Annotated in this window: 22 protein-coding genes; 9 read left to right on the forward strand and 13 right to left on the reverse strand. The window is 66.8% G+C overall.

What is annotated here, in order from left to right; genetic code table 11:
- Positions 1-40 precede the first annotated feature (40 nt).
- Positions 41-445, forward strand: coding sequence for a hypothetical protein (locus A3ES_RS0115280; protein WP_020387708.1), 405 nt, complete (start codon positions 41-43; stop codon positions 443-445).
- Here the strand turns inward: A3ES_RS0115280 and A3ES_RS0115285 are convergent.
- Both A3ES_RS0115285 and A3ES_RS0115290 read right to left on the reverse strand, forming a co-directional pair.
- Positions 371-1,393, reverse strand: coding sequence for an HTTM domain-containing protein (locus A3ES_RS0115285; protein WP_020387709.1), 1,023 nt, complete (start codon positions 1,391-1,393; stop codon positions 371-373). The genes A3ES_RS0115280 and A3ES_RS0115285 overlap by 75 nt on opposite strands.
- A complete protein-coding gene (locus A3ES_RS0115290) occupies positions 1,390-1,863 on the reverse strand; it encodes a hypothetical protein (protein ID WP_237744963.1) in 474 nt (157 codons plus the stop codon). Before A3ES_RS0115290 ends, A3ES_RS0115285 begins: the two co-directional genes overlap by 4 nt.
- Positions 1,864-2,117: 254 nt before the next feature.
- On the opposite strand from A3ES_RS0115290, the gene A3ES_RS0115295 reads away from it, so the two are divergent.
- Both A3ES_RS0115295 and A3ES_RS47255 read left to right on the forward strand, forming a co-directional pair.
- Positions 2,118-2,468: a hypothetical protein gene (locus A3ES_RS0115295; protein WP_157630526.1), complete on the forward strand. Its 351-nt coding sequence runs from the start codon at positions 2,118-2,120 to the stop codon at positions 2,466-2,468.
- A 541-nt stretch (positions 2,469-3,009) separates the two neighbouring features.
- A complete protein-coding gene (locus tag A3ES_RS47255) occupies positions 3,010-3,267 on the forward strand; it encodes a hypothetical protein (RefSeq protein ID WP_020387712.1) in 258 nt (85 codons plus the stop codon).
- A gap of 62 nt (positions 3,268-3,329) precedes the next feature.
- Here A3ES_RS47255 and A3ES_RS54020 read toward each other — a convergent pair whose 3' ends face one another.
- Genes A3ES_RS54020 through A3ES_RS47260 form a run of 5 tightly spaced genes read right to left on the reverse strand, consistent with a single transcriptional unit; the run spans position 3,330 to position 5,373 of the window.
- Positions 3,330-3,575: a hypothetical protein gene (locus A3ES_RS54020; RefSeq protein ID WP_157630527.1), complete on the reverse strand. Its 246-nt coding sequence runs from the start codon at positions 3,573-3,575 to the stop codon at positions 3,330-3,332.
- Entirely contained in the window at positions 3,568-3,759 is a 192-nt protein-coding gene (locus A3ES_RS52585) for a hypothetical protein (protein ID WP_083933469.1), read from the reverse strand. The genes A3ES_RS54020 and A3ES_RS52585 overlap by 8 nt, the downstream gene beginning before the upstream one ends.
- A 47-nt stretch (positions 3,760-3,806) precedes the next feature.
- Positions 3,807-4,664, reverse strand: coding sequence for a helix-turn-helix domain-containing protein (locus tag A3ES_RS0115315; RefSeq protein ID WP_020387715.1), 858 nt, complete (start codon positions 4,662-4,664; stop codon positions 3,807-3,809).
- Positions 4,645-5,163, reverse strand: a complete 519-nt coding sequence (locus tag A3ES_RS0115320; RefSeq protein ID WP_020387716.1) for a DUF6879 family protein — start codon at positions 5,161-5,163, stop codon at positions 4,645-4,647. Before A3ES_RS0115320 ends, A3ES_RS0115315 begins: the two co-directional genes overlap by 20 nt.
- A 9-nt stretch (positions 5,164-5,172) precedes the next feature.
- Positions 5,173-5,373, reverse strand: a complete 201-nt coding sequence (locus tag A3ES_RS47260; protein ID WP_020387717.1) for a hypothetical protein — start codon at positions 5,371-5,373, stop codon at positions 5,173-5,175.
- A gap of 654 nt (positions 5,374-6,027) precedes the next feature.
- Here A3ES_RS47260 and A3ES_RS57070 point away from each other — a divergent pair.
- Positions 6,028-6,213 (forward strand): Imm1 family immunity protein, encoded by a 186-nt coding sequence (locus tag A3ES_RS57070; protein ID WP_020387718.1) that lies wholly within the window; start codon positions 6,028-6,030, stop codon positions 6,211-6,213.
- 170 nt (positions 6,214-6,383) lie between these two features.
- Here the strand turns inward: A3ES_RS57070 and A3ES_RS0115335 are convergent, their stop codons facing one another.
- Positions 6,384-6,968: an ArsR/SmtB family transcription factor gene (locus A3ES_RS0115335; RefSeq protein WP_020387719.1), complete on the reverse strand. Its 585-nt coding sequence runs from the start codon at positions 6,966-6,968 to the stop codon at positions 6,384-6,386.
- A 70-nt stretch (positions 6,969-7,038) separates the two neighbouring features.
- Between A3ES_RS0115335 and A3ES_RS0115340 the strand changes: the two genes are divergently transcribed.
- The gene (locus tag A3ES_RS0115340) at positions 7,039-7,626 is read left to right on the forward strand and encodes a dienelactone hydrolase family protein (protein ID WP_020387720.1); all 588 of its coding nucleotides are present in this window, start codon (positions 7,039-7,041) and stop codon (positions 7,624-7,626) included.
- Positions 7,627-7,654: 28 nt separating this feature from the next.
- Entirely contained in the window at positions 7,655-8,017 is a 363-nt protein-coding gene (locus A3ES_RS0115345; RefSeq protein WP_020387721.1) for a nuclear transport factor 2 family protein, read from the forward strand.
- Here the strand turns inward: A3ES_RS0115345 and A3ES_RS0115350 are convergent.
- Positions 7,981-9,165, reverse strand: coding sequence for a DUF418 domain-containing protein (locus A3ES_RS0115350; RefSeq protein WP_040454764.1), 1,185 nt, complete (start codon positions 9,163-9,165; stop codon positions 7,981-7,983). The two genes, A3ES_RS0115345 and A3ES_RS0115350, sit on opposite strands and share 37 nt — an antisense overlap.
- Positions 9,166-9,262: 97 nt before the next feature.
- Between A3ES_RS0115350 and A3ES_RS47265 the strand changes: the two genes are divergently transcribed.
- Both A3ES_RS47265 and panB read left to right on the forward strand, forming a co-directional pair.
- Positions 9,263-11,080, forward strand: a complete 1,818-nt coding sequence (locus A3ES_RS47265; protein ID WP_020387723.1) for an NAD+ synthase — start codon at positions 9,263-9,265, stop codon at positions 11,078-11,080.
- 182 nt (positions 11,081-11,262) lie between these two features.
- Positions 11,263-13,734, forward strand: coding sequence for a 3-methyl-2-oxobutanoate hydroxymethyltransferase (gene panB, locus A3ES_RS57445; protein ID WP_237744964.1), 2,472 nt, complete (start codon positions 11,263-11,265; stop codon positions 13,732-13,734).
- A gap of 10 nt (positions 13,735-13,744) precedes the next feature.
- On the opposite strand, the gene A3ES_RS0115375 is transcribed toward panB, so the two are convergent.
- Positions 13,745-14,647: an aldo/keto reductase gene (locus A3ES_RS0115375; protein WP_020387726.1), complete on the reverse strand. Its 903-nt coding sequence runs from the start codon at positions 14,645-14,647 to the stop codon at positions 13,745-13,747.
- 119 nt (positions 14,648-14,766) lie between these two features.
- On the opposite strand from A3ES_RS0115375, the gene A3ES_RS0115380 reads away from it, so the two are divergent.
- Positions 14,767-15,264, forward strand: coding sequence for an NUDIX hydrolase (locus A3ES_RS0115380; RefSeq protein ID WP_020387727.1), 498 nt, complete (start codon positions 14,767-14,769; stop codon positions 15,262-15,264).
- Between the two features lie 10 nt (positions 15,265-15,274).
- Here the strand turns inward: A3ES_RS0115380 and A3ES_RS54025 are convergent, their stop codons facing one another.
- The 3 genes from A3ES_RS54025 to A3ES_RS56730 form a co-directional block, all read right to left on the reverse strand.
- Positions 15,275-15,451: a hypothetical protein gene (locus A3ES_RS54025; RefSeq protein ID WP_157630528.1), complete on the reverse strand. Its 177-nt coding sequence runs from the start codon at positions 15,449-15,451 to the stop codon at positions 15,275-15,277.
- Positions 15,452-15,514: 63 nt separating this feature from the next.
- Positions 15,515-16,252: a helical backbone metal receptor gene (locus A3ES_RS0115390; RefSeq protein ID WP_020387729.1), complete on the reverse strand. Its 738-nt coding sequence runs from the start codon at positions 16,250-16,252 to the stop codon at positions 15,515-15,517.
- 1,177 nt (positions 16,253-17,429) lie between these two features.
- Positions 17,430-18,948 (reverse strand): HNH endonuclease signature motif containing protein (locus tag A3ES_RS56730; RefSeq protein WP_026162895.1); only part of this gene is annotated, 1,519 nt, incomplete at its 5' end.

The raw sequence follows: 18,948 nt of genomic DNA on the forward strand, positions 1-18,948 counted from the left end.
AGGACGCGGGATCTGCCGGAGATGGCCTAGTCTCCTCCCCGTGCGGACGATTTTTCACGCGGCTCTGATCGTTGCTGCGATCCTCTGCGCCTCCGACCTGCTGCTCAGCACCGGCCGGTTCATCCGGTCCATCCAGCGCAAGCGCCCTGCCGAGCTCGACGTGCTCGGCAGGCGCTGGCTGCCGATCCCGGAACTCGGGTTCGGCATGTTCGCGTTCTGCTGCCCCGGGCTCGTCACGCTCGGACTGACCCACTCCGACGCCGCCCTGCCGACCAAGCAGATCCTGCTCGCCGCGCTCGTCTTCGGGTACGCCGGTGCGGTGCTGTCCCGCGTCGTGCGGACTCCGGGCCCGGGCGGGCGCCGTTTCCGGCTACGCGCCGGCCTGCTCCTTGGCCTGCCGGCTGTCTTCGGCCTGGTCTTCGGGCTCTCCGGCGTCGCGGTCTGATCTGCCCTTTGCCTGGCGGCGCACTGATCGGCGCCGCTGGAACCACGGCACGATCCGCTCCAGCGGCGCGAACGCCAGCCAGCAGACCACCGTCGGCAGGAAGTGGATCATCAGGATCGCCGTGTTGGCGACGTGGAAGCCGATGAAGAACAGCGCGCCCAGCAGTTGCCAGCGGCCCTTGAGCCAGAGGATGACCGGCGAGCAGAACTCCCCGATGATCCCGGCCCACTGCATCGTGTGCAGCATCCACGGATACTGCAGCAGCCACTCCCCGACCGGATGCGGCCGGCGCACGATCGCCCAGGTCAGGATCGCGCTCCCCGGCCAGCCCAGGGTCCAGCCCGCGCCGCGCAGCTTGGCGACCGCGGACAGGAAGTACGTCGCGATCACCGAGATCTGCACGCAACGAATCGCCCAGCCGGCCGCCTCGGACCGGGTCTGATCCGCGTACGGCGACACCTCGCGCCGCCACTGGAAGGTACAGCCTTTGGTGCCGTGTTTGGTGCCCGGCGCAACGGTCGGCAGCACCCAGAGGGCGACCACGAGCGCGAGGTGGTCGTGGTCGACCTTGCCGTCGCTCATCCCGATCAGCACCCACCAGGTGAACGCCGGCGCGACGATCCAGCCGGCCAGCCGGGGCATCCGGTTGGCCGCTCCGATCAGGCAGAACACGATCAGTACGACGTACAGGGTGGTCGTGTTCGCGACGGACGGCTTCGGGAGCTCGAAGAGGCGGGCCAGGAAGAGCGGCTGGTAGAGGCCGGGATGCTCGCCCTTGAGCCGGGTGTCGCGGACGAACGCGTGCATGTCGAGGATGACGAACAGGTAGAGGATCGTCCGCAGCCACGCGATCCGGGCGAGCGCGATCTTGGGGGTGAACCAGTTGGCGACCCGTTGCCCGCGGGAGATCTCCGGCGCGGAAGTGCTCGTCGGCGTAGCGGCGCTCATCGGCGGACCCGCCAGGTCGCCAGGACCTCCGGTACCGGGTCGCCAACGACCCGGCCGTCCACCAGCGTGGTGGTGTCGCGGATCAGCTCGAGCTTCACGTACTTCGGTTTGTCCGGGTGCTTGCGGGCCCAGCCGTCAGCGACCGCTTGCAGCAAGGACGGGTCCTTCACGATCTCGCCGGTCCGCGCCTCGATCTCGGCGCGGGCCACGCCGGCGCCCTCGATGTTGAGCGGCACGTCGACCGTCGTACCGGCGTCGGTCCGCGCGGTGATCCGGGTGTAGGTGATCGAGGCGTCGTCGGCGATCATTCCGGCGTACTGCGACATCGGCCCGAACGGCCAGGCGTCGTCACTCGCGCGCACCGACCCGTTGATCAGCAAACCGATCCCGGCCAGGGCCACCAAGACGCGGACGCCCTTGCCAATTCTGCCCAGCCGGACGTCCCCAGTCCGCTCCTGCTGCTTCGTCACCACGCCCGCCATTACACACCAACGTGGAGGTTACCCGGCGTTACTCGAACCAGCGACCGCGGCTTTGCGCATCGGGGACATCTATGCCCTGCTGCATCGAGGATCTCGGCGATGTCTCGATCCACGCCGTCGCAGGCCTGCAGAGGCTCATGCCGTCCGCCGGGGTCGTCGGACCATTGACACAGGCGTTCAGACCTACGTAGTGAAGACGCGTAAACAACACCTTGAAGCATCAGCGAGCGGTCGGCGTCGTCTTGGAGCAGTTCGCACAACGAGGCATCTACCTGACGCCTCGGGAGAAAGGGAGTAGCTACCGACTGGACACCAAAGGTCAGAAACACCGCCTCCGGGTGTTGAGCCGATTCTCCAAGGAAGGCACCTGGCAGTTGGACGACTGGCGCAGGGAAGTCGAGGACGATTCCTACACCATCGTCGTACTGGTGGACTTCACTGAACCCAATCCACTGCTCTTCATCATCCCTGCCGACGTGTGGCGCGCCGATGTTCGCGAACACTCGATTACCGACAGGGAAAGCGGCCACCAAGCCATCTCTCGGGAGCGTGTTGTGCAGCACCTCTACCGATGGAGCGTTGTCGACGCGTAGCGGCACCCAATCGGCTCACGGGTGGTCGCCTGCGGTGGTCTGACCGCCGGTCGACGCGTCCCCGCAGGTCACGCGCGAGGCCGACCCGGTTGTGCACACCGATGCACTAGCTGCCCTCCCCGTGCGGCCTCGACCTGCTCGCTGCTGTACGCCGATCTGTGCCAGGACATCCCATACTCGGTCCACCCGAGGCAGCCCGTGCTCCAGCGTTCTACGCCCGACTGCGCCGATGCTGTGGCCGACACCAGCCGGCGACACGCTATGCGGCAGTGCTTGAGGCAGCAGGTTCCGGCCGTACCCTCGATACCGGGCCTGTACCGAGCGACGCAGGTCAACACAGAAGACTGTGCGGGCAAGGTCCATATCCGACAACGACCGATGGACACAACTCCAAACCCGAGCTACCGGCAGCCCGCACCCGGTGGAAATACTCGGAGGAGAGGTAAGTCCAAAATCGTTGTTGCGGTGGTGCTTGGCCTTCTGGTCCTGATCGTCCGCGCTCCGGGCACTGAAGCATTCAGACGTCCCGTACTTCGCTCCCATGGTCGAAACCGGCGAGGGGCACATCATGATTGTGGGTGCGCCAACCGGCCATGCTCGTCGAGTAGTCGGCGCCTGGCCCACGCCGGAGAGTCTGGCAGATCGGATCATCGCCGCCCTCAACGACGCCGCAGACAACGAGCCGGATGAAGCGAAGAAGGGCAAGCTCCGCCGGGCGGCCGAAGCGGTGGCCGGTGTCGGTCGGGACATCCTTACTGACGTGACGGCTCAGGTCATCACGAAAGGCATGTACGGCTAGATCGCTCAGTTGGTGGGCGGGGCGGGCGCGGATGCAGGGGTCAATACGCACGCCCCGCCGGTCTAGGTGGTGCGCAGCCGGGCTCCGGTGACCATGCGCCACTCGTTCTGCCGATACCTGCGGGTGGACATCCGCGGGCTGAGAACGCTCTGCGCTTCCAAGTAGGCCTCCAAGCACCATGGGAGGACATACCCGAACCCATTCGGGCCGTACCCGTCCTCGTCCACGCCGTTGCGGCGTCCCGTCGTTTCGTGCCGGATTAGCCAGCGGCGAAGCTGACGGGCGCGGACGTTGCGCGTTCTACTCATCGTCCAGCCACTCCGCGCCGGACGCGTCGCGGTGGTAGCCCTTGTGGTGACCGTTGACGCAGGCACTACCCTTCATCGGGTTCTCACCATCGCAGCGCTTGCTGGGCCGCAACGTTGGCCAGCCTGTCTCGTTCGGCTCGCCACCCCACTCCACCGCAAGGCGCGAAACGCTTCCTGATGCCATGTTTGAACCGTAGGAGCGCGCCTCGCACCTCAGCTAGACAGTTGCGATTAGATGCGGTCGGCGAGTTCGTCTTGCATATCGATGATGAGTGCGCGGGCGTCCTTGCCGTAGAGCGCGCACTGATGGAGTAGATCGAACATGCGACCGTACAGGGCTACCTCCTGCGGTGCGGTGACTTCGATGCTGGCGGTGGGGGTTTCGAGGCTGAACAGCTTGTCGTCGAACATCCAGAAGCTGACCTGCCCGACTGCCTCGCGTTGCCGCGTGGAGGGCACGATGCCGACCGAGACGTTCGGCAGGCTCATCACCGACAGCAGCCGATCGAGCTGGCCGGCGAGCGCGTCAGGTTCACAGAATCTCGTCGTCAGGACCGACTGTTCGAGGACGACGGCGAAGGTCTTGGTGTTGTCGTAGAGCACGTGCTGGCGATCCATCCGAGCGGCAACAGCCTCGTCAACGTCGCTCTTGACGTCCAGGAAGCCGGACCAGAACTTGAGAATGGCGCTGGCGTAGCTGCTCGTCTGGAACAGTCCGGGCATGACGCGATGCTCGTAGATTCGGAAACGACGGGTGCGCTGATACAGCGGCACCGGCTTCAACATGAGTTGCTTCATGCCGGCGCGAGTCTGGCGCTTGTACTCCAGGTACATCGACTCGACTGCTCTCGCTTGGGCGGTCAGGTCGGTGTACTGGTCCTCGGCAGAGCACGCAGCGCACCACAGGCGAATGTCCTCGTTGGACGGTGCCTGTACGCCGTGCTCCAGTTTCGAGACACGCGTGAAATGCCAACCGGTCGCGGCGGCTAGCTCGCGACCGGTCAGCCCGGCATCTTTGCGTATCTCCCGAAGGCGCAGCCCGAGTGCCTCCCGCGCCTTCCTGGCCGCGTCAGGAGGCGTGATAGTCACGTTGCAGGATGGACAGCGCCCAGATCTTCTCGAAAGCCGTAGAGCACATCTCGATGACTGCTGGGTCGGTTGTAGTAGTGAATGCGGTGTTCAGGCCAGACCCGGCGTAGTGCAGGAACACTGCCCGCTCATCATCGAACAGGTAGAAGTCATTGCCGGGGATGCACAACTCCGAGACAGATCGTCGCTGCACCCATCGGATATCTTCCCCAGCCTCAACGATGGGCGGGATGATGTCGTAGGTCCAGCGTTGGTAGTCGCTGAGCGGTTCGGAGATGATCTTGGCGCGCCTCGCGGTTCGGCCGGCTCGGACGTGACCGCGAATCTTCTCGCACCAAGCTTCCAGCCAGGCAAAGTCGTCCGGCTCGCCTCTTTTCCACTTGGCCATGTGCGGCAGTTCGACCTCGGTGCCGTAGGCATCGCGAGTCTCAAGGTGCACCATGTGGGACTTGAAAGTGCCGGTGAGGTTGCTCAGGTCGGTCGCGGTGATCTCCTCCACGCCGTCGCCCTACGGGTTCGTGAAGAACGGAATCATGCGGTCCGGGATCTCGACCACAGTCTCGCCCTCCGGGGTGTTCAGCTGGGACAGTGCTTCCGGGTCGGTCACGACCCAGCCCTGCACCACCCAGCTTCCCCGGTCCGTCTTGTAGAGCGTGGGGCTGTTCTCCGGGTAGGAGTTCGGGTCGCCAGCCACCAGAGTGAGCTTCATGATGATGTTCCCCTGTCTGCATCGGTTGCGTGGACTTGCCTTGCCAAGTCTGGAGTTCCGAGAAGTTGCCTGTCACCGATGTTGCGGAAAGTTGCTAGTCTCCCATGCAGTGCCCGCTCACAGCCTCGCCACGCCCCAGGCCTGAGCGAACACCGGCTTGTTGGCGGGCTTGCGGCTCCGGCGCGCCAGCACCCCCGCTGAAGCGCACCTGGCGACCACAACTCAGGTCGTATCGGGCCGAACCAGACCGGTCCTAAGTACTCCAGCCGGAGTTCGTGATGTTCAGGGTGCGGTCGTCGCGTTGGGCCGGACCGCCACCACTCACAAACCTCAACTGATCGCACCCCGCCAGGCGTGCACAGGCATGCTCCCGCTGGGAAACGGGAGGTTTGTGAGTGGCGGAGGTCCGGGCCTGCCGCCCAACATCACGAACTCTGGCTGTAGCACCAGCCGAACACTCGAATTCGGCTACCACCTGCCGATTCCCTTATTTATAGGGCGAAACGCGAAGCGGTCTGGTCGGTTTCCTAGACTGGCTGAGCGTCCCCTGACAGAGCAGGGCTACCCCGACCACGACTTCCGGCCAGGCATCAACCCCGAGCGCAAGCTTGGCGGCGTGAAGTTCGCCGGAACGGTCGACGGGGCAACAGGCGTTTGGTATGCCGCCGGGCACCGGCACAACACGAGGACGTTTCCTACGAGTACGCCGGCCACCCGGAGGCCTTCCCGACGGATTCCGAGATCTCGCTCGACCAGGTCCGTTCGGCGTTCAAGGAGTTCCTACGCAGCGAACGCCATTCCTCGATCGAGTGGCAAGCCTGGCCAAGGGGCACCGCCTGAGGATCGGCCGCCCTCGGGAATCACGGGCAGGCGACAAGGCACGCATCGACAAACACCGCGACGAAGGAGCGGCAAATACGGGTGGGTGGGAGCGGCCAGAGCTGGGAGCGACGGAGGAGCGAGTGGCGGCGGGCGCGTGGGTGCTCGTACGTCGTACAAGCAGGCCGGGCTTAGGCCTGTTCGTCGGCCCGCGGTGGGAGGGTCGGGTAGTCGGCCATCGGATAGAGACCGACAGTGAACCCGTACGTCGTATCGCCCGAGCGCGGCAGCTTGTCGAAGTCGTGGATGACCTGCTCGACCTTCTGCCAGAACTCCCGGGCCCGTTCCTCGGGGATCCTCGCGTGCCGGATGAAAGACCGCAGCTCGCCGGCGTCGTACGCGGCGACGGATTCCGCGGCCGCGACCTCGAAGTCGTTGAAGTCCTGCGGCAGCTCGACGCCGTCCTTGGTGCGGCCCAGACCGACGTAGAACATCCGCGCGGCGCGGCCGTAGTACCGCTCATCGATCGCCCGGACGCGGCGGGTCCGGACGACGCGCAGCAGGCCGGCACCGGCGAGCACGTTGACGTGGTGCGCGACCGTGCTCTTCGGGCGTTTCACCGCGGCCGCCAGTTCGGTCACGGTCGCGGCGCGCTCGTGCAGCATCTGCAGGATCGTCGTCCGCAGCGGGTCGCTGATCGCCCGGACCTGCTCGGCGGTGGTGAGCTCGATCGTGTCCTCGAGCTCGTAATCCGGGACCTGGGGATTGATCGCCATGGTCCGATCAGACTAACATCGCAGAACGTTCGAGATTTTTGGATCATTCATCGCTGAGAGAGGGCCGACGATGGCCGAGATCGTCTTGTTCCACCACGCGCAGGGACTGACCGAGGGGGTGAAGGCCTTCGCCGAGGACCTGCGGCAGGCGGGCCACATCGTTCACCACCCCGACTTTTTCGAAGGCAACGTCTTCGAGAAAATCGACGAAGGGATCAACTACGCGCGGCAGGCCGGCTTCGGCGTGGTGAAGGATCGCGCCATCGCGGCCGCCGACGCGCTGGGCGACGGCCGGGGGGATGGCTTGGTCTATGCGGGCTTCTCGCTCGGCGTGATGCCCGCGCAAGAGCTGGCCCAGACCCGCGCCGGAGCGCGCGGCGCGCTTTTCCTGCACGGCTGCCTACCGGCATCGGAGTTCGGCGACGCCTGGCCCGCCGGCGTCCCCGTCCAGGTACACGGGATGGACGAAGACCCGTTCTTCACCGAGGAGGACGGCGATCTCGACGCTGCGAAGGCACTGGTCGCGTCCACCGAAGACGCCGAGCTCTTCCTCTACCCAGGCAAGGGACACCTCTTCACCGACTCCTCGCTACCGGACTACGACGAGGCCGCGGCGACGCTTCTCAAGAGCCGGGTGCTCGCCTTTCTCAAAAGCTGACGCTGCCTGGAAGAGCTAGCATCGGCGGATGCCGACGATTCAGCAGGTGGCTGAGGCGTTCTCGAGCCATCAGTTCCGGGAGATCTACGACTTCTTGCATCCTCGGGTGGAGTGGACGCTGGTCGGTGCCGCGCGGCTCGAAGGGATCGAGCAGGTGCGCTACGCCTGCGAGCAGTCGCTCACCCAGCTCGAGCAGACGTCGACCCAGTTCCTGCGCTTCAAGACGATCGCCGGACCGGACGCCGTCGCCATCGACTCCGTCGCGAAGTACGTCGACGCGAAGTGGCAGCGTTCGTTCGTCCGGTCCTGCGACATCTACGAGTTCACCCAGGGCTATCTGACCGCGATCACGTCCTACACTGCCGAGATCGACCCGGAGGACCTGCCGTAGCTGAACCTGCGGATCAGGAGCTCCATCGGACCGCGGTACGACCTCAGGTGCAGCTGGTACGCGAGCACGACCGTGCCGAGCCAGGTGGCGATGGCGAGCAGAGCTGTCGTGACGACGGTCAGGTTGTCGGACAGGTCCGCGAAGTACGGAGTGAAGGCAACGGCCCAGACGACGGACTGGACCAGGTAGCAAGTGAGCGACCGCTGCCCGACCGCGGCCACCGGTTGGGTGATCCGGCCGTGCTCGCGACCGATGCGCAGTGAGATGAGCGCGATCAGGGACGCGTAGCCGAAACCACCCAGTACGCCGGACACGTCGTGCAGCGGGCCGAGAACATGCAGGACGTCGGTGCTCGGTTTGTCGACGATGCCTGCCAGGGTCAGCGACACGGGCAGGGCGCCGGCGATCGACACGGTGATCCCGACGGCGGCGGTCCAGGTCAGCAGCCTGAGGTGCTTGGCCGGCTGTTCGAGAACGCGTCGCCGGCCGGCCCACAAGCCGATCAGAAACGGGCAGACGAAACCGATCGGGCCGAGCAGGGCGATGATCGCCCAGATGCCGATTCGTCCTTCGAACGCGGCGAACAGGTCTGGCGGCAGCATCGAGACATCGGGGCCGTCGGCGCTGGTCGACATCGAGCTGTCACCCGGCAGCGCGTTCACCGCGAACAACAGCAGCGCGACGATCAGGAGTGCGCGATCCTTCCAGCGGATCGCCCAGACGCCGAGGAACAACAGCACGCCGTACGCCGCCAGGATGTCGCCGACGTAGAACAGCATCGCGTCGACGAACCCGAACACGATGAGGAAAAGACTCCGCCGCCAAAGCACCCGCCGGGTCGTCTTGCGATCACGGCCGGCCTCGCTCTGCCGACGCGCGATCTGCGCGACGCCGTACCCGAACAACAGGCCGAACAGCGGGAACGCCCGGCCGTCGACGAAGGTCGCGATCAGCAGGATGACTGCGTTGTCGACAGTCGAACCGTCCTGCGGAAAGCCGCCGAGAATCGTGCTGCTCTGGAGGAAATAGTGCGAGTTCGCCAGGGCGATGAAGAGCAACATGAATCCGCGGGCAAGGTCCGGTCCCAGGGCCCGTGCCTGCAGCCCGGTTGGTCCGCCGTCGGCCGTTCTGCTGTCGAGTGAAGTCACTCCCCCACTGAACCGCCGGACTACCTCGTCCGGCAGCATCACAAAGTATCTGGCTCCCTGACCTTCGGATAGGACCGCCAACCAGTAGGGTGCTTCCGTGCCTCAGCTTCGGGTTGCTCTCGCCCAGCTCAACGTGACGGTTGGTGATGTCGACGGCAATGCCGAAAAAGTCGTCACCTGGACCCGGAACGCCGTTGAGCGTGGCGCCCATGTGGTCGCCTTTCCCGAGCTGGCACTGACCGGATATCCAGTCGAGGACCTCGCCCTGCGCGCTTCGTTCGTAGACGCGTCGCAGGCCAAGATCAAGAAGCTCGCGCAACGGCTGGCCGACGAGGGCCTGGGCGAGATCGTCGTCATCTGCGGCTACCTCGACCGCGCAGCTGGTACGGCGATGGGCATCGACCGGCTCGGCCGTCCGAAGGGTTCGCCGACGAACTCGGCCGCGGTGATGCATCGCGGCGAGGTCGTGACGTCGGCGGTGAAGCACCACTTGCCGAACTACGGCGTCTTCGACGAGTTCCGGCATTTCGTTCCCGGCGACAGCCTGCAGGTGATCCGGATCCACGGCGTCGATGTCGCGCTGGTGATTTGTGAGGACCTTTGGCAGGACGGCGGCCCGGTGGCCGCGACTCGGGCGGCCGGTGCCGGGCTGCTGCTCGTCGTCAACAGTTCGCCGTACGAGGCCAACAAGGACGACGTACGCGGTGAGCTGGTCACCCGGCGGGCCCGCGAGGCCGGCTGCTCGCTGGCCTACGTGAACCTCGTCGGCGGTCAGGACGAGCTGGTGTTCGACGGCGACTCGCTGATCGCGGATGCCGAGGGCAAGGTGTTCGCCCGGGCGCCGCAGTTCGAACAGGGCAGCATGGTGGTCGACCTGGACCTGCCCGCCGCGACCGGTACGCCGGATGGCGAGCGCTCTACCTTTTCTGCCCCGCCCCACCGCCCCGGACAGGGGGACATCCGGATCGAGCACACGATCTTGCACGAGGATCCGCTGCCGCAGTACGAGCCGATCGCCTCGGCGCAGGCGCCACGACTGTCGGACGAAGCCGAGATGTACGGCGCTGTCGTGCTCGGGCTGCGTGACTATGTCCAGAAGAACGGGTTCAAGTCAGTTCTGCTCGGACTGTCCGGTGGGATCGACTCGTCGCTGGTCGCCGCGATCGCCTGCGACGCGATCGGCCCGGAGCACGTGTTCGGCATCTCCAACCCGAGCGTGTACTCCAGCGACCACTCCAAGGACGACGCGGCCGAGCTCGCCGCCCGGACCGGGCTGAACTACCGGGTGGTGCCGATCCAGCCGATGGTGCAGCCGTTCCTGGACACTCTCGGGCTGACCGGCCTGGCCGAGGAGAACCTGCAGGCCCGCGTCCGCGCGGTGGTCTGGATGGGCCTGTCGAACGCCGACGGCCACCTGGTGCTTGCCTGCGGCAACAAGTCGGAGCTGTCCGTCGGCTACTCGACCATCTACGGCGACGCGGTCGGCGGTTATGCACCGCTGAAGGACGTGCCGAAGACCGTGGTCTGGCGGCTGGCGAAGTGGCGCAACGCGGATGCGAAGGAGCGCGGCCAGCAGCCGCCGATCCCGGAGAACGCGATCGCCAAACCGCCGTCGGCGGAGCTCCGGCCGGGGCAGGTCGACACCGACTCGCTGCCGCCGTACGACCTGCTGGACGACATGCTCGACGACTACGTCGAGCAGGACCGCGGTACCGCCGAACTGGTCGGGGCCGGCTTCGATCCCGAGCTGGTCAGCAAGGTGATCCAGCTGGTCGACAAAGCGGAGTACAAGCGGCGGCAGTATCCTCCAGGCCCGAAGATCACCCACAAGGCCTTCGGCCGCGACCGGCGGCTGCCGATCACGAACGCATGGCGTGAGGACGCGAGCAGTATCTCAATGAGAAGGGTGACCTAGAGCTGAGCGGATCCTGGCGTAACCGCCCTTTCAACGACAGTCCGTTCTTCCCGCCCGAAGACCCGGAGCAGGTGGACTCCTTCGGCGTGCCCGGCAACCAGGCACCTGACGCGTCAGGTGTGAGCGATCCCTCAGCGGCGGGCGGTAGCGCTCACCCTCCGCAACGGTGGGACGATGAGCCCATGGTTGACAACTTCATGTCGGCCGGTACCAACGGCGACGCCGACGACGAACTGCCGGCGCCGTACGGGACCGGACCGAAGAACCGGACAACCGAGGATCAGCACCGCTCGGATTACGGGTACGCCGAGAGGCCCGGCGATGGCGGGTGGCGTGAGCGCTCGACCGCGCTGGACGGGCTCGACCCCGCGCCTTCGCTGCCGAACGCCCCGAGGTCGTACGAGCGCGGGCCGGTGCCGCAGCAGCCCTACGTACCGAAGCCGCCGTTCCAGTCGGATCGCGACTACTCGGCCGGCGGGTATCCGGAGCAGGTGACCGACCCGTCCGCGTACGGCGATTCGCCGCCGTGGGGTGAGCGGGAGGCGCGTCAGGAGTCTGGTGGGTACGAGGAGTCGCCGTTCGCGCCGCGACCGCAGTACCAGTCGTCACAGGAGCGGGCGCCTCAGGATCGCGTGCCGCAGGATCGTGGGCCGCAAGACCGTGCTGCTCAGGAGCGCGCTGCGCAAGAGCGTGCTGCTCAAGAGCGTGCTGCTCAGGAGCGGGCGTCGCAGGAGCGGGCCGTGCAAGAGCGTGCTACTCAAGAGCGTGCTACTCAAGAGCGTGCTACTCAAGAGCGTGCTACTCAAGAGCGTGCTACTCAAGAGCGTGCTACTCAAGAGCGGGCTGCGCAGGAGCGGCAGGCGTTGGAGCGGCAAGCGCTGGAACGGCAGGCCTTGGAGCGGCAGCAGCAGGAGCGGTATCAGGAGCGCGGCTATGCCGAGCAGCCGCCGTTCCGCCAGCCGCCGCCGGGACCGCCTCAGCAGGGCCAGCAGAACCCGTTCGGCCCCGGCCGCAACGGGACCAGCGGTCCGCCACCGGGCCGACAAGCACCCGGTACTCCGCCTGCGGCTGGCCCAGGTGGGCCGCCACAGCCACGCCCTGGCGGCCCTGGTCCGACAGGCAACGGTGTCGCCCCGCACACCTCCAACGGCGCTCCCGCCAACAACGGCTGGACGCAGGCCGGCCCTGAGTCACGTTCGGCGGGCTCCAACGGCCTGTCGGCGCCGACACCGCCTCCAAGCCCCGCAGGACCGCCAGGCTCCAACGGGCTGCGCTCGTCGAACGGGCTCGGCAGCAGTGGCTCCAACAGCGTTGCTGCGAGCAACACCAACCAGGGCGGTCCCTTGCAGAACGGCCCAGCAGCACCCAGCAACCCCAGCGCCCCGGCCAATCCGGCTGGACCAGCCAACCGGCCCGGACCTGGTGGCCAGGGCCCGACCGGATGGACCGGTACTGCGCCAACCCCCGCTTCGCCACCGCCGGCCAGTGCGTCCACCTCTGCCAACGGCTACCCGTCGGACCCGTCCGCGGAGTACGAGAGCAACACGCCGCTAAGCTCGGCGCCATCGTCGAGCACTGCCCAGCAGGAGAGCTCGCAGCGACCAGCAGGCGCGAGGCGGCGGGCCGACGTACAGCAGGATGCGCCGAGCCAGGTGCAGCAGGACGCACCGATCAGCTCTCACCGCGCCGCTCGTCGGGCGCAGGCGTCACCCGCGAAGGCTGAGACCTCCGCGGAGACCAATGCACCCAAGGAAACAAGTAAGGCGAGTGCCGTGAGCAACAGCATCAGCGGTGACGGGGGCGGCTCCGCACTGGGTTCGCCCGGTGGGAGCAGCACGTCTTCGGACGCGAGCAAGCGGCCGCGGCGCTACCGGATCCATCACCTGCGCGACATGAAGAACCGTGGCGAGAAGTGGGCGATGCTCACCGCCTACGACCAGTACACCGCCGAGATCTTCGACCAGGCCGGCATCCCGGTGCTGCTGGTCGGCGACTCCGCGGCGAACAACGTGTTCGGCTACGAGTCGACTCTGCGGGTGACTGTCGACGAACTGATCCCGCTGGCCCGTGCGGTTGCGGGCGCCGTCGACCGCGCGCTGGTCGTCGCCGACCTGCCGTTCGGTTCGTACCAGGCGTCGCCGGAGCAGGCGTTCCACACCGCCGTACGGTTCATGAAGGAAGCCGGCGTGCACGCGGTCAAGCTGGAGGGCGGGCGGACCGTCGTACCGGCGGTGGAGAAGCTGACCCAGTCCGGCATCCCGGTGATGGCGCACATCGGCTTCACGCCGCAGAGCGAGCACACGATCGGCGGGTACCGCGTGCAAGGCCGCGGCGACCAGGCGGCCGCGCTGATCGACGACGCGGTCGCGCTGGCCGAGGCGGGTGCCTTCTCCGTGGTCCTCGAGATGGTGCCGGGTGATGTCTCCGCGGAGATCACCAAGCGCATCTCGATCCCGACCATCGGCATCGGCGCGGGTCGCGACACGGACGCCCAGGTCCTCGTCTGGCAAGACATGGCAGGCATGCGCTCCGGCCAGATGCCCCGCTTCGTCAAGCAGTACGCCGATCTGCGCGGCATCCTCACCAACGCCGCAGCCACCTTCGCGGCCGAAGTAGGCTCCGGCAGCTTCCCGACCGACGACCACACGTTCTAGATCCGGCGGGCTAGATCCAGGGCAGGGCTGAGCGCTCTGACCAGTACTCGTAGGGCTTCTGGACGAACTCGGTCAGAGGCCCCTGTACTACGGGCGCGAGGTTGCTCGTGAGTTGCTCGGCGGTGGTTGCACCGCTGAGCACGACGTCGGCCCACGGCTGAGCGGCCGCGGCGCCGATGGCCAGTGAGTCGGGTGGCACGCCGTGCTGGGCAGCGAAGGTGTTGAACGGCGTCTCCCCCGCCTTCGCCGTGAGCCGCCCGTTGGCAACCGCTTCCTTCACCACCACGAACCAGCCCGCATCGTGCGCCTCGGACAGGGCTTCACCGGCGGACGGCTCGAGCACGTTCCAAGTGGACTGGACCGCAGTGAAAGGGGTTTCCAAAGCCAGTGCCTTGCGCAACGTCTCTGCTTGCTGCGGGCCACTGGTCGACAGACCAACCCGTACTCCGCTGTCGGCAAGCTCACGCAGCCGGTCAAGAAGCTTCGCGTCGTCAAGAGCAGGACTGTCCGACGTGAGGCTGTGAACCAGGTAGAAGTCCGGCTGGCCGCCCAGCGCCTGCAACGTCTCAGGCCATTGCCTTTCGAACGTCGCCAGCGAGTGGTCCTTCACCTCATGCGTATCCGCGTCGTGACGCCAATCGGCAACGTAGGTGTAGCCCCACTTCGAACCGACCGTCAGTTGGCTCCGCCGCTCCGGCGTCAACCACTCCCCCAAGAACACCTCGGCCAAACCATACGAACGCGCCGCGTCGAAGTAGCGAACCCCGGCTTGCCAGGCCAGCTCCAACAAGTCATGCGTCCGACGGCGAAGATCGTCGACCTCGCGCCCCGGCGGCAAGTCCTCGTCGTGCCCGAGATTGATGTACCCCGGTCGCCCGAGTGCCGCGAGCCCGAGCCCAATGCGCGAAGTCATACCTCGATCGTCTCACCGAGGCACAGAGCCGTTGCCGTGTCCCCGTATTTGGGACAGTGCTGCGGGACGCGCCGCGCGACGCGTCGCAGTACCGGCAGTGTCGTCTAGCGTTTTGAGGTGTGACTGAATCCCGCCTGCCACCGCCCGGCACCGTCGTCCGGCGTACGACGGCCCGCGTCCTGCCTGTCCGCCCGGACGGCAAGGTGTTGCTGCTGCACGGCTGGGACCCGCTGAAGCCGCAGACGCCGTACTGGTTCACGATCGGCGGCGGCGTCGAGACGGGTGAGACGGTCGAACAGGCCGGCAGCCGCGAACTGCGCGAAGAGGTCGGCATCCTGCTGCCCGCCGAACAACTCGGCGCACCGGTGGCGACGAACACGATCGAGTTCGAGTGGGGCGGCTGCCCGATCATCCAGCACCAGACGTTCTTCGCCGTCGGCGTCGACACCGTCGAGGTCAGCTTCGCCAACCAGGAGCAACTCGAACTGGAAACTATCAGCGCCCACGGCTGGTGGCACCCCGACGAACTGGAGGCAACCGGCCAGGCCGCGCACGTCAGCATCCCAGACCTACTCCGCCAGGCAATCGAAGCGATCCGCTACCGCGAAGCTTCCTGAGACGAACAGGTCAGCGGGCGCGGAGCTTCTTCAGGAGTTTCTTCGGCAGCTTCTTGTCCACGACGTAGTGGCGCAGGTCTAGGCGCTCCGCGCAGCCGGCATCAGCCAGCCGCTTGAGGACCACCGGGCACTTCTTGCACCTCGGCTTGTCCTTGCAGCACTTCTTCTTCGCAGTCATGGACGGCACGCGGTAAGCGTAGGTGAGGCTTCCCTAACCGTCTACCTGACAGCGCAGTTATCGTGTCGCACGTCACTGCAACTGTTCGATCAGCAGCGCCCGCGCCTCCACCAGCGACGGCCCGTACCAGGTCAGATGCCGCCCGCTGACGCAGTACGCCGGCCGCTCGAAAGCCTCCGGCCCATCCTCAGGCGAGAACGCATAAGGCTCATCCGGCAGCACCACCACGTCGTACTCCGGTAACGCCGCCAGGTCGATCTTCGGATACCGCTCGGGCGATTCCGCGAGCACATTGTCGACACCCAGCTTTTGCAACAGATCCCCCGCAAACGTATCCCGCCCCAACGCCATCCACGGCCGCCGCCAAATCGGAACCACCGCCCGCCGCCGCGCCCCGACGTACGGCGTACTCCAAACCTCCCGCGCCTGCGTAAGCCATTGCGGCACTTCCCCGACGACTGCACTCAGCATTCGTTCCAGTGAGTCCAGTGATTGCCCGACGGTAGTCGGCGCAGTCACCCAAACCGCGATCCCAGCCGCCCGCAACGCATCCAGATCAGCCGCGCGATTCTCCTCGGCATTCGCGATCACCACATCCGGGGCGAGCTCACGAATGACCTCGAGATCAGGATTCTTAGTCCCTCCCACCCGAGCCACCTCAAGCCCCTCAGGATGCGTACACCAGTCCGTCGCCCCTACCAGAACCCCCGGACGCGTCACCGCAACCGCCTCCGTCAACGACGGCACCAGACTGACCACCCGCCCCACCCGCCCCGGCAACAAAACAACCGTCCGAAGATCGTCGTGCATACCTTCCCGCTCCCTTCCACCCTGCCTCGTCCAGCCGATCAGCTGCCGCCAACCACGTCAACCGACAAACCCGTCAGACACCCCGGGACGGCTCACAGAGCCTCCGAAGCCGATCCACCGACGCTCCCAATCAGCCCCGCTCAAACGCGCCTTCCCCGACCACCCGCGCGGGAACGCGGGCTGACATTCTGCGCGGGTCGAAGGCGGCGTACGACGCGACACACCACTAGTACCCCCACCCCTCGGGCCGGCGACACCCGGCTCCGACCCACGACAGACCCCACTCCATCTCCACGGCCCGGCCAACGAACGCCAGCCCCACCCACGGCCAGCACCGACACGTACGTCGCCCAGCCCGAACACCTCGCCGCCGGCCACGATCGGCTGGCAGGCGTAGCGACCTCGGACACCTCCTGGTCACCGGGGACCCGCCTTGTCCGCGGTCACCACTTGGTGTCCGGACCCATCACGAGTGGGCCGATCGACCACCTCCCCCCGGCAGTCGACGGAAACCGGCCTCACCCTTAACCCGTCGATGCCGGAATACGCGTCTGGCTACTCCACTGCGGCGAAGCCATGGCGCCTTGGTCCATCACCACAGCCGGAGGCAACGCTCTGCCTTCGCCATAGCGGCGAAGGGCACGAGATCTGCCTCATCACCGCAGCAGGCGGACAACACACCAACCCACCGCAGGAAGGGCCAGAGGTCTTGCTTCATCACCGCAGCAATCGGAGAAAGCACCTGGCGTCACCGTCACTGGGCCTGCGGTACACCACTCTGCTGGACGCAACCCAGGCCCCCGCCCCCAACGACGACCGACAATGGCCACGCTGGATTCACCACTGCAGCGATTGGCGACGCCCAGCTCCGACCTCGCGGCGAAGGGCCAGGCGTCTTACGTCATCGCCTCTGCCAGCGGCAACGCACCTGGCTAGCCGCCGCAGGGAAGGACAACAGGTCTTGCTTCATCGCATGGCGATGTAGAGACGTCTGGCTTTGCGGCGGTCGGCTCGCCGTTCTGTCATGTTCAGGCCCGTTTCGTCCTGTCGTGCGTCGGCGACCGGATGATGACATGGGTCAGCGGCGCCCGACCGTGGTCGGTGGGCGCTTCGGACGGGCGGCGGGCTGCTGCGGGCGCACGCCGGCGGCTGGTGGGCCGCCGGCGATGCGGTGGTGCTACGGGCCCGCTGACGGGGTACTGCTGTCGCCCCAGGGGTCGAGCAGTGCGACCGCTTCCGGGGTGAGCCAGGACAGACCTCCGGTACCGGCCTGCGGCTTGGCGCGCGGGCTAGGCGGGGCGAAGAACCGGCCGGGATGTTCTTGGTGTGGGTCGCCGCCGCCGGGCCCGGTGGTGGGTGGGCCGAAGTATCGGGTGAGGTTGGTGAGGTTGGCCAGGTCGGCGGGGCTGGTGGGGCCGGGGTTGGTCCAGCCCGGGCGGGTGACCTGGACGACGCCTCGGGTGATGGTGATGGTCCAGTGTCCGGCGTGGACGGCGCGGTGGTGGGCGGCGCACAGCAGCGCGAGATTGTGGATGGCGGTGGGGCCGCCGTCGATCCAATGGATCAAATGGTGGGCGTGGCACTGCCAGGGCGGGGCCTTGCAGATCACGCAGCCTTTGTCGCGTCTCATCAGGGCGCGGCGGATCGCGCGGGTGACGTAGCGCTGTTCCATCCCGACATCCAAGGGCTGGGAGTCCGACCCGAGCACGATGGGGATGACGACGGCGTCGCAGGCCAGCCGGCGTACGGCCGAGGCGGACAGGTTGTCGCCGTAGACGAGTTCGCCGACTGCTTGGGAGGTGGCGTTGCGGAGGTCTTCGAGGTCGATGGTGATGGTGATGTGCGGCACCCCCGGCCCACCCGCCGCTCCACCTACTTCACCAGTTCCAGCCGACCCACCGCAGGTACCGCAGGCACCCGACGCACTCGGCGTCTCGGACACACCTGACCCATCGGATGCGCCAGACGCGCGGAAGCCGCTCCAGTCACCGGAGCCATCGAACGCATCGGATGTGACGGGGCTGCCCCAGTGGTCTGAGTCATCGAACGGATCCGCTGCACCGGAGTCACCCCAGTCGCCTGAGCCGTCGAACGGATCCGACGCACCGGACCCACCGGACATACCGGACGCGCCGGACCCACCAGACGTACCGGACCCACTGGATCCACCGGACATACCGGCCACGTCGGATGTACCGGGCGTACCGGACGTACCGGACGTACCGGGTGTGCCGGGTGTGCCGGACGTGCCCGATGGGTTGTGGGTGCGTTTGCGGGGCATGGTCGCGGCTGCGGCGTTGAGGAGGGTGGTGAGGGCGTCGGCCTGGCGTTTGGGGTGCGGTCGGGGATCCAATTCGCCGTCGACGGTTCGGCGGGGCTTGGACAGGCGGTTGATCTGGGTTCGGAGGAGTTCGGCGTTTTCGCCCGACAGGTAGCCGCTGATCTTCACGCCGCCGTCGGCGCGGCGCAGCGAGAGGGATTCGTTGGCGTGGGCGTCATCCTCGGCGGGTTCGGGGCCGTCGGTGTCCAGCCTGTTCAGGACCTCGCGGCCGAAATCCAGCAGACCGTCCGGGCTCAACAGCCGGCCGGCCTCGATCATCTGCTCCTCGGCCACCCGCAACTCGTCATCAGGCACCGTGGGCGGGACCTTCTCCAACGTCCAGACGATGGCGTCGGCCTGGCCCGGGTTCAGCACC

The organism is Kribbella catacumbae DSM 19601, from assembly GCF_000372465.1.
GTDB lineage: Bacteria > Actinomycetota > Actinomycetes > Propionibacteriales > Kribbellaceae > Kribbella > Kribbella catacumbae.